This is a genomic window from Yersinia aldovae ATCC 35236 (genome assembly GCF_000173735.1).
Lineage (GTDB): Bacteria > Pseudomonadota > Gammaproteobacteria > Enterobacterales > Enterobacteriaceae > Yersinia > Yersinia aldovae.
In genome coordinates this window covers 11,747-23,839 of sequence record NZ_ACCB01000026.1, presented here as the reverse complement: position 1 = coordinate 23,839, position 12,093 = coordinate 11,747, and the positions used below count along the sequence as shown (strand labels likewise).

Below are 12,093 nucleotides of genomic sequence, written 5' to 3'. Positions count from 1 at the left end.
GACGAATGAAAAAGACAAAATCTATTGCAACTCTTGTTATTCATGCCGGAGATCAAGTTGATCGAGGTAATAATGCTATCTTTCCACCGATCACGACTGCCAGCTCATTTATTCAGCCCAATTTAGGTGAAGAGGGAGAATTCTGTTATTCCCGATGCAGCAATCCGACAAGATATGCCTATGAAACCGCGTTAGCAGAGTTGGAAGGGGGAACCTATGCGACGGCAACAGCTTCAGGTATGGCAGCGACCGCACTCATATTGGAATTACTACCTAAAGATTCTCATGTATTGGTCATGCACGGCGTCTATGGGGGGACGTATCGATTATTTGAGAGACTGCGTAAGCAGACATCAGGCACTACATTCAGTTATATTGACCTGAATGACCTTGAGGCAGTAAATAATCATATTCAAGAAAATACTCGCTTAATCTGGATTGAAACGCCCACCAATCCACTGTTGGAATTAGTTGATATTGAAGCAGTATGTCAGGTAGCTCGGGCCAGAAAGGTTATGACTTGCGTGGATAACACTTTTGCCAGTGCGTGGAATCAACGGCCTCTTATTCTTGGTGCAGATATAGTGATGCTTTCAACCAGTAAATATATTGGCGGGCATTCAGATTTAATTGGTGGTGCAGTTATTACTAATGTACATAATATTGCTGAACAATTGGATTTCTGTAAAACCACTGTGGGCGCGATAGCCTCTCCATTTGATGCCTATCTGGCTCTACGAGGCATGAAAACTCTTGATGTTCGTATGGATCGTCAATGCAGTAACGCTCTAAAGATTGCTCACTTTTTAGAGCAACATCCTAAAGTATTGGATGTTCATTATCCTGGGCTGGAATCACATCCTCAGCATCAATTATGTAAAAAGCAGATGCGTTCAGGTGGTGCTGTTGTCAGTATTCGCTTGAAAGGAGATATCACGGAGGTAAAAACTTTTATTAGCAAGCTGAATTATTTTGTTTTAGCAGAATCGTTGGGTGGGGTGGAAAGTATGGTTAACCATTCAGCATCAATGTCTCATGGTTCGATGAGTAAAGAGGAGAAAGAAAATATAGGTATATATGATACTACCCTGCGCCTTTCAATAGGCATTGAAGACATTAACGATTTAAAAGACGATTTAGATCAAGCCCTTTCCTTTATACAATAAATAATAGGGTGGTTATATGCATGATTATGGCGTATGGACGATTATAACTCCATTAGTAACCATTTGTTTGGCAATATTTACCCGCCAGGTCATTTTATCGTTACTTATGGGGATTGTTGTTGGATTTACGGTCATTAATGACCACAGTATAATCCAGGGAATCAGTGGTACGCTAAATGGCATTATTGATACATTTTCCTCACCGGGTAATACGCGAACGGTTATTTTTATGGTGATGATTGGTGGTATTATGCGCTTAATTGTCGTCACCGGAGGGGTGCGAAGTCTAGTCAGATTATTAACAGAAAAGACGCAGTTTGTTACTAATAAAAAAGCAGTGCAACTGCTGGCTATGGTTATTACCTCAATTATCTTTATTGAGAGTTCTATAAACCAACTCATTGCCGGCGCATCAACTAAAGACTTGGCAAAAAGATACGGTTTATCACCAGAAAAAATGTCTTACATTATTCAGACATCCTGTGTGTCGGTCTGTTCTTCGGCTATGATTAATGGCTGGGGGGCGGCAATGATGGGGGTTATCGGTGTCCAGATAGCTAAAGGCTATATTGAAGGGCAGCCGTTTGAAATATTAGCCAGTTCTATGGTGTGGAATCTCATGGCGTGGTTTTCACTGGCTTCGGTGCTATTCTATATCTTCTCTGGTGCGTCTTGGGGGCCAATGAAAAAAGCAGAGGTGAACTTCGTCGGTAAACAGGAACATCATGTTGAGGCAGTAAAAGATGAGGTTATTGATCATCCCGCAAGTAATTCAATACTGAATTTCCTCATCCCCATCCTCTCGACTGTACTGGCTGTACCTATTGCACTCTATGTTACCGGGGATGGTGATTTTACCAAAGGCAGTGGCTCTATGTCGGTTTATAGCGCTGTAATGTTTGGTACCACCGTTTCTTTTGTTTGGTTCTGTGGGCGGAGAATTCTGAATATAGAATCTTTCTTTAAAGAGCTATATATCGGCTATGCCAGTATGGTGAAAATAAGCTCCATTATGGTGTTGGCATTCCTGATGGGCAACGTATCAGCAGATCTTAATACCGGGCAATATATTGCGACAATTACCTCAGGTATTATTTCCCCCGGATTTTCCATTGGCTTTGTTTTTATTATCAGTGCCATTATGTCGTTGGCGACAGGAACATCTTGGGGAACCTTCGCTATTATGATCCCTATTGGCGTGCAACTCGGTGTCTCTGTCGGAATGCCTATCGAGTATATGATAGGTGCGGCAATTGCTGGTTCAATTTTTGGTGATATGACTTCGCCCATTTCTAGTGATGCAATTGTGGCATCTATGGCGACTGACTGTGATCATATTGAGCATATTCGAACACAGATGCCTTATGCGATTGTCACTGGCAGCATTGTGCTGGCTATCTATCTCTATCTTGGCTTTACCGTATAATGTAATAGCTAGTGGCATCTCTGATAAATGAACATGTCTAACTGATACCATCTCAATTAATACCATTATAAACTATTAATAATGGTATTAAATTTTCTGCTCGCGTCTTATGTTTATGTCAGGTTAAGTAAAGAACAACAATTAAACTGACTGAGTAATTGCTGACTTCCGCAAAATAACTGATAACTCTTACAAAGTTATATCTTATACTAAATAAGTGTTGATTTTATGTTTCATAATGTTTGACTATTGTTCTATCAGTTAAGCAAAAGGGAATAGTTATGCTTTGGAAGAATACCAAGGAGCAGTTTGGGCGAATTAGCATCAGTATCCACTGGTTAGTTGCATTAACAGTATATACATTATTTGCTTTGGGCTTATGGATGGTGACGCTCGGCTACTATGATGGTTGGTATCATCAGGCTCCTGAAGTTCACAAAAGCATCGGGTGTATACTCTTTGGTGTGATGTTATTTCGGGTGATATGGCGTTTTATTTCACCGCCGCCTAAGCCATTGCCAACGTATAGCCGTTTCACACGAATCAGTGCGATACTCGCTCATTTTGCTTTATACATTGTTCTATTTTGTATTATGTTCAGCGGTTATTTGATATCGACGGCTGACGGACAACCTATCAATATTTTTGGCTGGTTTACGGTACCTGCAACACTGACCGGGTTACCCGACCAGGCGGACACTGCTGGCACTGTACATCTTTATTTAGCTTGGGCCGTGGTCGTGCTTTCACTCTTGCATGGCTTGGCTGCACTTAAGCACCACTTTATTGATGGTGATATTACTCTTAAGCGGATGCTGGGACGTAGCACCGATTAACCAACTGTATTATGGAGAATTAAGTATGTTTAATAAGACCCTACTGGGCCTGACCGTAGGCGCACTGATGTTTACTGCCGGCAGCGCCGTAGCAGCCGACTATAAAATTGATAAAGAAGGTCAACATGCCTTTATCGAATTCCGGATTAAACACTTAGGCTATAGCTGGTTATATGGCAGTTTTAATGATTTCGATGGTTCTTTCACTTTTGATGAAAAAAATCCCGCCGCGGATAAAGTGAATGTCGTAATTAATACTAATAGCGTTGATACGAACCATGCAGAGCGTGATAAACATCTGCGTAGTAAAGAATTCCTAAACGTAGCAAAGTTCCCACAAGCGACATTTGAGTCAACTGAAGTGAAGAAAAATGCAGATGGCTATTCGGTTGTTGGTAATCTGACGTTAAATGGCGTCACTAAGCCAGTGACCTTGGAAAGCAAACTTACGGGGCAGGGTAATGACCCGTGGGGTGGCTATCGTGCTGGGTTCGAAGCTAACGGTAATATTAAGCTGAAAGACTTTAATATCACTACGGATCTGGGGCCAGCATCGCAAGAAGTTGAATTGATTCTGTCCGTCGAAGGTGTCCGAGCTAAATAGTATTACGAATCATCAAACTAAAGGGGCTTTTGGCTCCTTTTACTTTTTACCACTATTCAGTATCGTTTGGGCTAAACAGGCCGATAATTAACGGAATCCCAGATTATTAGCTCAGACTGAAATATGTTCTCTTTTGATAAATCTCCACCATCCAGAATATTTAACATCCAGAATAGAAATTAAGCGGTTTATCACTTCGTTTATTATTTCACTAACCAGATCTTTGACACTGGCCAGTGATGGGCCATGAAGGGAGGAAATAGGGATACCGTCTATAAAGATATCTTTGGTAGCATTATCAACAAGAGCGTGTTGCTACTTAGAACCCTCGTGTTGATTGTGAGTTGGACCTTTTTTCAGTTGGAACATAAAATCTTTAAACGATGTGCCTAACGAGGCAAAGAGTGGATGTTTGCGGTTTTCCATCATGGTTTCTGAAAACAGTTTTAAACCTAATGCAAATGCCGCGGTTTTCTCTTTACCAAAGTCCAGATCTTCGCGCGCCTGTAACCGTTCGATGATGCTGAGGATCTCATCGTGATTCTCCGCTTCGAATGTGACCGGCGCTTTATCTATGGCTGCCCCCTTGCGGTCAGTTAATGGTTCAATGGTGATTCGATAACGGTAACCGGGCATCAGTTTTGCTCCTGCTGAGTTTCGTCGGCTGCTGGTTGGATTGTGTTAGGCGCCAGTTCTTTCTCAATGGTTTCTACCGCTGACACTAATGCAGTATTAATGCGCACCACCTGCTCAGGAGTGACGTCTAAACGCATCATATTGCTACGTAAAATGTGGCGTAAACGGTGCATTGCATCGGAAATACCTTCAGCCATATTCCCCTCAGGGTGGCGATTTATCTGTGCCAACCGAGAAAAAATGATATCGACCATCTTCTGGTTCTGGTGCAATTCCGCCTTACCCGCATCGGTTATTTGGTAGCTTTTACGGCCATTGCCAGTGGCCACCGGTGTGACAAAATCCTGTTCTTCCAGTAGTGTTAGTGTTGGATAGATAACGCCAGGGCTTGGAACATACAGGCCCGATGATGCTTCTTCTATTGCTTTAATCAGTTCGTAGCCGTGACTCGTTTTTTTATCAAGCAGAGCGAGTAATACAATACGTAAATCACCGTGTTCGAACAAACGATGCATTTTCTCACCGCGCCCACGTTTACCGCCCCGTAGCGCTACGCCATCTTCGCCCATCATATGATGGCGGCCACCACGATGCATTCTATCGCTACAGCGGCGATGCCCTTCATGATGATTTTCATCATGGCAACGACTACGTTTTGAAAATCCAAACATAAGTACTCTCCATTAGATATATCGAAACAATTTAGATATATCTAATTTAGATCGATATATCTAAATTGGCAAGGGGAGTGTGTAAAAAGATATATCTAAATTCACAATGGTGACAAATTGCAGTTGATTTCGTTAGTGCCAACACTCTGAGACTATTAAAAAAGCCCTCTAATAGCGTTTTTGTGATGTATCGATATTTTATCTTAATTAAAGGCCTACTTTTAAATAATGAGCATTTTTTGTCGCTAAATATCAATATAAAATGTGGTTATACTCCACTATCTCTTCATCCGCAGGATAAATGTTATCCACAATTTACATTCATAAACTGCTTAAAAATCAGATAAAAATGAAAAGTTCTACGTTACTTGTATTGCTTTTGGCAGCACTCATATCGCCATTAACGTTGGCTAGCGTACCTGTTTCAGAAACTGCTACTCAGGAATTGATAGAACGCTCTGCTAAACCTGAGTTGGTGAATCAAGATACTCAAAGTAACACTCAACGTAAGGTCATCTCAGTTAAGGCTGTGCCCGTGCAGGAGTCTACATTTTTGCCTTTTTGGGGAGATGAGGCTCGGGCCCGCGGCTATGAATTACCCCTGCCGTTTGGTGTTAGCATCAGTCATATGAATATTCGCCAGAATATTGATGTAGATAGTATCAACTTTGATGGGTTGGGCTGGGACTCGTATCAGATGCCTTCCAGCCTATTTGATATCCAAGTGGATAAAACCCGTCAGAAAAGTAAAACCGATACATTGAAATTAGATTTGTGGTTGCTGCCATTTATGAATATTTATGGAGTTGTGGGTCAAACCAAAGGCAGTTCTTTATCGAAAGTTTCTGTTAACTCAGATCCATCTAATTATAAATTCGGCAGTATGAACTGGATTATTTCCAATATTATCAAAGGTATGCACGATAACGGTCAGCTAAAGGATCTTGATTTTAAATTGGATTTTAAAGGTACCACCTTAGGAGCAGGGACAACATTTGTCGGTGGTTATGAAAACTGGTTTGCGACGCTGGACATGAACTACACCCAAACACGTTTCGATATTTTGGAGGGGGAGATTGATGCATTTACTCTGTCGCCCCGTGTGGGCTACAGCTTTACGATTCCTGCGATTGATATGCTGAACATGTCACCCAGTAAGCTGAATGTATGGGTAGGGAGTATGTATCAGAATGTGCAGCAGGAGTTTAAAGGTAGTTTGTCTGACCTCAATATGCCGCCTGATTTAGCGGGATTAGTGAATATCGCGGATCCTGATGGTAAGGGGCGTTTTGATGTTAGACAGCATCTGGAATCGCCGTGGAATGTGCTGCTAGGTGCGCAATACGAAGTGACACGTAACTTTAATTTGATCACCGAGTTTGGTTTTGCTGAACGCAACAGCTTCTTTGTTTCCGCGGAGTATCGCTTCTAATGTGTTTTATATGCAGGCTAGGATTCGTCTGCTGGTTAGGTCTACCTTGTTTGGTGCAGGCAGTAGATATATTGCCTTCACATGAACATATTGATGGCTGGTTACAAGGGTTGGGTTCCGATAATAAATTTGATGCGAATAAAGGCATTGATTGGGGAGTGATGCCGGGGCCATTTTATACTCCAGAATTGGGCCTGGGGATTGGTGCGGCCATTGTCGGCATGTATCGCCCGGATAAAAAAGAGAAGATAAGCCAAAACTCTACGCTATCATTCAGCGGTTTTACCAGCTCGACAGGGGCTTTTGGTATCGGCATTGCTAATTACAGTTTTTTTGCTAATGAGCAGTGGCGCTTCTATCTCACCGGTGCCATGAATAATATGCCGACCTACTATTGGGGAACGGGCTTCACTGCGGGTCGCGACGACGCTAATAAGCAAGAATATACCTCGCAAGAATTCAGTGCCAAACCCGAGTTACTTTATCGCATCGCTCCTGACATTTACTTTGGTGTTGGCTGGTCATTCTCTTCTGTTAATGCCGCATCGATACAAGATAAAGACAACGGGATGTTGGCGCGAGAAAAGGCTGGCCCCTCGGTGTTAAGCTCTGGGGCGAGTGTGACGCTAACTTATGATACCCGCGATTTCGTGCCTAACCCTCGTAGTGGGCAGCTCGCGAATCTCACTTATACCCACTTCGCGCCAGAGCTGGGCAGTGATTTTCGTTTTGAATCAGTAGAAAGCCGCTATGCGCTGTACCATGCGCTGGATGAGAAAAACGTATTGGCATGGGAAATCGATGGGCGTTTTACCCAAGGTGATGTGCCGTGGAATATGTTGCCGCTACTTGGGGATAATCACCGTATGCGTGGTTATTATGAGGGCCGTTACCGTGATCGCAACGTCTTGAGTACTCAGCTTGAGTACCGCCGAAAACTGGACTGGCGGCATGGCGTCGTCGCCTGGATAGGGAGTGGAACGATGAGCCAGACCATCAATGAACTTGGCAAAAGTAGCTGGCTGCCCTCGGTGGGGGTGGGTTATCGATTTGAATTCAAACCACGAATGAATGTTCGGCTCGATTTTGGCGTGGGTAAAGACAGCACGGGGTTCTATTTCCAAGTTGGAGAAGCATTTTGAGCTTATTTTTCAAGTATGGTCTGGCTGGCCTAATATTGCTGGCATTACCCTGCCTGGCGGTGGTAAAGGTGCCCGTCACTCCTGATCTTTCGATAATGCCTCATCAGCAAGCAACCCGTGCCTGGCCGGTGACAAAAAAACTGTCTTCGCCAGATGGATTGCGCCCTTGCTGTGCGTTTGGCTATAACTTAAGCGTACAGGTTTTAGGTGTTCCGGTACCTTTTTACCATCTTGACAATGTGGTTGAGGCTGACTCGTTGGGTGAGCACCACTATAACGATACGCTATTAGGCGCAACGAAAAATTTACTGGGTGTCAGCAGTGAACATGATGGAATAATTTATTCCGCTCATGGTGGGTTTATCGATATTGCCCATGTCCGTGATTCAGCTGACATGACTTTTTTCCTGTTTAGCCACATAGTTCCACATCTGGGGCAGGCGCAGAACATAGCGCTGAGCGAAGAGCTGGCACAACGGCGGATTGCACTTTTTGCATTTATCCCACCGCAGAATGAGGCCGAGCACTATTCATTATCCGCTTACCTTGCGGGTTATTTGGCCTATCAGGTCGCGGCCTGGCATGAAATTGCTCAGTGGTATGGTTTCGAGTCGGTGGTGGGGTTTTCTGAAGGCATATCGGCATTTTCACCGGAGGATCTTTATTCCAACCTTTTAGGCACCCGGTTGGCTATTTCACTCATTCTTACGGGACATGCCGGTTCGGTAATGCAGTTTAATGTGGCAATGGATGAGATATTACCTCAGGCGCTACATCAATTAGGGGCTGTCTCGGCTGACGAAACACGTTTTCAGTTCGATATGTTAGATGGCAACTGGTGGGACAGCCATCGGGCGGTGCCGGAAAAGTTTTTGTTACTCAAGCGTAACTACCAAACTGAAAGTGATCGTGTTCCCACACCAGTACCGGGTGAATCTGCGATACCCCGTAGATTACAGCTTCCTGTGCAGTTGAAGGGGTTTCAGATGGATAAATTAGCTGAGTTGCAACTGTGGCCGGGGAGCACAATGAAGCAATTACCGCTCCCAACGCCGTACTATACGTTGCATGATTTTCCTGGACTGGCTATGTTCGCAAGAGCGCAGGATGCAGGTGAGTTGTCCAGGTCGAAATAGTTTATTAACATTTGAGACAATGCTCTGTTTCTCTTGGCGGTGATGTGGCAGGTATCACTTACACGGGGAAAATAGCGTTGAATTGCCAGTTTAAGGTAGTAATTTAATACTTTTCATCCTCGAACACGGCCTGTCAGTCTTTAATTTTTACCTGTACTGGCCGCGGGTTTGCTTTTTTTACATCCTCATACACATCTTGACATTCGTTGCTCTATTCTCTGTTTGTTTACTCCACTTTATTGGTGATACTTATGAATAACTTGATGCAACAATTACAATCAATGCTTGGGCAGGCAACGAAGAAGAACGGTGACGGCGCTTCTGGCCTGAGTAGCATGTTAGTGCCTGGCGCATTGGGTGGCCTTGCCGGTTTACTTGTCGGGAGTAAATCATCACGCAAACTGCTGAGCAAATATGGCAGCAGCGCACTATTAGCCGGTGGCGGCGCGGTGCTGGGGAGCGTGTTATGGAGTAAATATAAAGACAGAGTTCGTCAGAGTCATCAGGATGAGCCACAGTATGGTCAGCAAGTAGCACCGGCAGATCAACGCGTACAGCGGTTGGTTATGGCACTGGTGTTTGCGGCCAAAAGTGATGGTCATATTGATGCGAAAGAGCGCGGTATTATCGAGCAGAATATGCGCGAAGCCGGTATCGGTGAGCAAGGCGAGCGTCTGGTTCAACAGGCGATTGATCAGCCTTTGGACCCTCAATTACTGGCGCGTGAAATCAAAAATGAAGAAGAAGCGTTGGAACTCTATTTCCTCAGTTGTGCGGTCATTGATGTAGACCATTTTATGGAGCGCAGTTATCTGTCCGCATTGGGTGATGCTCTGAAGATCCCACAAGATGTTCGTGATGGAATAGAACAAGATATTCAAAAGCAAAAACAAAGCGTTATTGACTAACTTCTTTTCTGATGGCCTTTTGGATTTTCCAGTAGGTCATCACAAAACACTCTCATGATATTATTTTACAAAATTATTTTGTTAGTTGAATCTGAATGAGGTCAGAGAGAAGAGGTTATGGTCCCTACCGGAATCGAACCTGCATATACAGTTTGTTTTTTATGATATTTTGTCAGGAAATATCTCGAATAATCCGGTGTTAGGATAACTGTAAGCATCATATCAATTCTGCCGTTGCCGCTCTATCATAAAAAAAGAGTGCTTACTTAAAGCACTCCGAAAAATAAACAAATCATACAATTTTAGTGGCACATATCGATATTCGCACTTATGGATTTACGTGTAAGCAATTAATACATCACTACCGAATTTCATGCTCTCTCCATTAATGAAAATATCAGACTTCTTTCCGAGATTATAAGAACAACGGCTGAAAATGATGAGATCAAAATCTGGTTGTATTTTTATAATACTCTCAAAAAATTTGTTACTGTATGTATAGATAGCAGATGTTGGATACTCTATATCCTTTGTCATATGATTGTAAAATAGACGAGCCTCAGCGAACAGTATTTCTTTATATTCCTCAAAAACATGAGTCTCACATAATAAAAATAATTCCGGTTCATAGATTTCTATAATAACAGAAATGCGCGAGTGGTATGGAATGGCTACAGATATCGCCAAATCAAGTAATACTCTTGAACCTCTACAGAAATCTGAAATCAGTAGGATATTATTATATGCCATTGCTTATCGGCCATTTTTTGATGGACATCAAACGAAAGTATCCCTTGCCTTAAAATTGATAATTTAAGGCAACAGCAACCATGTTATCTGTTGCAATATGTGCATCTCTTGTGAAGTTGTTGTCGTGAAGTAAATTGATTTGATAATCGGCATAGGCGTACATATTACTATTAAAGTAATAGAAAGCACCAATATTAATATCTTTATAAATATCTTGAGCACCATACCCATCTATTTCTGTACCGCGAGACTGCTGATAACCAATTGATGGCCTAAATCCACTGTCAAATCCATATTGAATAACTGCTTCAATATTTTGAGATTTATCAGCAAAACCATAGACTGCACTATCATTTCTTCCGAAGCGAGTTGCGTTATATGCCTGAGTGTATATTATTGCGGCGTAATATGAATTATCATCATACTTTAATCCTACGCTGTAAGCCTCAGCATTACTCCCCCTCCCGATAATATCCTTATTAATGGACCCATTTTGCTCATCAGTTCTTTTAACATTAAAGAATGCTCCTGATATACTAATATCAGCGCCAATATCATAATCAATAGATATACCATAGCCATCACCATTTTGAGCCAATACGCCACGTCCATTATTTGTTTCACTTGGCCCACCATTGCTGTTTATGTACTGGATCGCAAATTTGAGATCATCATTCACTCCAAAGAAATCATTATTCCTATAAGTTAGCAACCCATTAGATCTTTGAAACATAAAGTTGTCAGCCCCGTAGGTGTTACCGCCAAATTCAGGCATGACGTCTGTCCAGGCTGCGATATCGTAAAGAACACCATAATTACGACCATAATCAATGGACCCATAATCTTGTAGCTTTAACCCAGCAAAACCTACACGAGTAAAGTTTTTGTTATCTTCGCTTTCAGGCCGATTGAGATTCGCCTGATATTCCCATTGCCCATACCCACTCAATTGAGTGTTGATCTGTGTTTCCCCTTTAAAACCAAAACGTAAATAAGACTGATCGCCATCAATTCCATTGTCGCTTGAGAACCAATGCATTGCATCAAATCTTCCGTACAAATCCAATTTGTTACCATCAGAATTATAGATTTCGGCAGCATTTACCGAAGGGAGGTAGGTTGATGTTGCGACTAAACCTAAAAACACCACTGCATTGATCTTCATTTTTACTCCTAATCTACAAAGATTGATTTTTATTTGCGCCTCTGTACTGAACGGAAAGTCTCTATCCTTAAGGCCATTTTTATGTGCATCAATGACTAGCACGCTACTAATCTACATTAGTTATAAATAGCAAGCTAATGATCTCGATCAATGTTTATCATCATTAAACTCGTAATATTTATATACATAAGATGATTCAGTCATTATTTGAGCCATCGGTG

Annotated in this window: 12 protein-coding genes and 1 pseudogene; 8 read left to right on the top strand and 5 right to left on the bottom strand. The window is 42.4% G+C overall.

The genetic code is table 11. From position 1 onward, the window contains the following. The first annotated feature begins 5 nt into the window (after positions 1 to 5). From YALDO0001_RS12810 to YALDO0001_RS12795, 4 genes are all read left to right on the top strand, one after another. On the top strand, positions 6 to 1,166 hold the full coding sequence (locus YALDO0001_RS12810; RefSeq protein ID WP_004703819.1) for a trans-sulfuration enzyme family protein: 1,161 nt from the start codon (positions 6 to 8) through the stop codon (positions 1,164 to 1,166). A 16-nt stretch (positions 1,167 to 1,182) separates the two neighbouring features. Beyond that, positions 1,183 to 2,592, top strand: coding sequence for a Na+/H+ antiporter NhaC family protein (locus YALDO0001_RS12805; RefSeq protein WP_004703818.1), 1,410 nt, complete (start codon positions 1,183 to 1,185; stop codon positions 2,590 to 2,592). Between the two features lie 281 nt (positions 2,593 to 2,873). Further along, positions 2,874 to 3,428, top strand: a complete 555-nt coding sequence (locus YALDO0001_RS12800; RefSeq protein WP_004703817.1) for a cytochrome b — start codon at positions 2,874 to 2,876, stop codon at positions 3,426 to 3,428. Between the two features lie 25 nt (positions 3,429 to 3,453). Beyond that, entirely contained in the window at positions 3,454 to 4,032 is a 579-nt protein-coding gene (locus YALDO0001_RS12795) for a YceI family protein (RefSeq protein WP_004703816.1), read from the top strand. A 71-nt stretch (positions 4,033 to 4,103) separates the two neighbouring features. Here YALDO0001_RS12795 and YALDO0001_RS21985 read toward each other — a convergent pair. The 3 genes and pseudogenes from YALDO0001_RS21985 to YALDO0001_RS12785 form a co-directional block, all read right to left on the bottom strand. Further along, positions 4,104 to 4,314, bottom strand: a pseudogene (locus tag YALDO0001_RS21985) (transcriptional regulator); the annotation flags it as partial. A 33-nt stretch (positions 4,315 to 4,347) separates the two neighbouring features. After that, positions 4,348 to 4,668, bottom strand: a complete 321-nt coding sequence (locus YALDO0001_RS12790) for a DUF3861 domain-containing protein (protein WP_042840005.1) — start codon at positions 4,666 to 4,668, stop codon at positions 4,348 to 4,350. Next, positions 4,668 to 5,339: a PadR family transcriptional regulator gene (locus YALDO0001_RS12785; RefSeq protein WP_004703815.1), complete on the bottom strand. Its 672-nt coding sequence runs from the start codon at positions 5,337 to 5,339 to the stop codon at positions 4,668 to 4,670. The genes YALDO0001_RS12790 and YALDO0001_RS12785 overlap by 1 nt, the downstream gene beginning before the upstream one ends. A gap of 301 nt (positions 5,340 to 5,640) precedes the next feature. On the opposite strand from YALDO0001_RS12785, the gene YALDO0001_RS12780 reads away from it, so the two are divergent. The 4 genes from YALDO0001_RS12780 (at position 5,641) to YALDO0001_RS12765 (ending at position 9,957) form a co-directional block, all read left to right on the top strand. Further along, complete coding sequence (locus YALDO0001_RS12780; RefSeq protein WP_004703814.1) at positions 5,641 to 6,771, top strand: hypothetical protein; 1,131 nt, start codon at positions 5,641 to 5,643, stop codon at positions 6,769 to 6,771. Next, on the top strand, positions 6,771 to 7,913 hold the full coding sequence (locus YALDO0001_RS12775; RefSeq protein ID WP_049595967.1) for a BamA/TamA family outer membrane protein: 1,143 nt from the start codon (positions 6,771 to 6,773) through the stop codon (positions 7,911 to 7,913). Before YALDO0001_RS12780 ends, YALDO0001_RS12775 begins: the two co-directional genes overlap by 1 nt. Beyond that, entirely contained in the window at positions 7,910 to 9,049 is a 1,140-nt protein-coding gene (locus YALDO0001_RS12770; RefSeq protein WP_427926903.1) for a DUF4056 domain-containing protein, read from the top strand. Before YALDO0001_RS12775 ends, YALDO0001_RS12770 begins: the two co-directional genes overlap by 4 nt. Positions 9,050 to 9,300: 251 nt before the next feature. Continuing rightward, positions 9,301 to 9,957: a tellurite resistance TerB family protein gene (locus YALDO0001_RS12765; protein ID WP_004703811.1), complete on the top strand. Its 657-nt coding sequence runs from the start codon at positions 9,301 to 9,303 to the stop codon at positions 9,955 to 9,957. A 336-nt stretch (positions 9,958 to 10,293) separates the two neighbouring features. Here the strand turns inward: YALDO0001_RS12765 and YALDO0001_RS12760 are convergent, their stop codons facing one another. Both YALDO0001_RS12760 and ompC read right to left on the bottom strand, forming a co-directional pair. Continuing rightward, entirely contained in the window at positions 10,294 to 10,707 is a 414-nt protein-coding gene (locus tag YALDO0001_RS12760) for an adenine nucleotide alpha hydrolase family protein (RefSeq protein ID WP_042840003.1), read from the bottom strand. Between the two features lie 49 nt (positions 10,708 to 10,756). Further along, positions 10,757 to 11,872, bottom strand: a complete 1,116-nt coding sequence (ompC, locus tag YALDO0001_RS12755) for a porin OmpC (protein WP_004703810.1) — start codon at positions 11,870 to 11,872, stop codon at positions 10,757 to 10,759. Between the last annotated feature and the right edge of the window lie 221 nt (positions 11,873 to 12,093).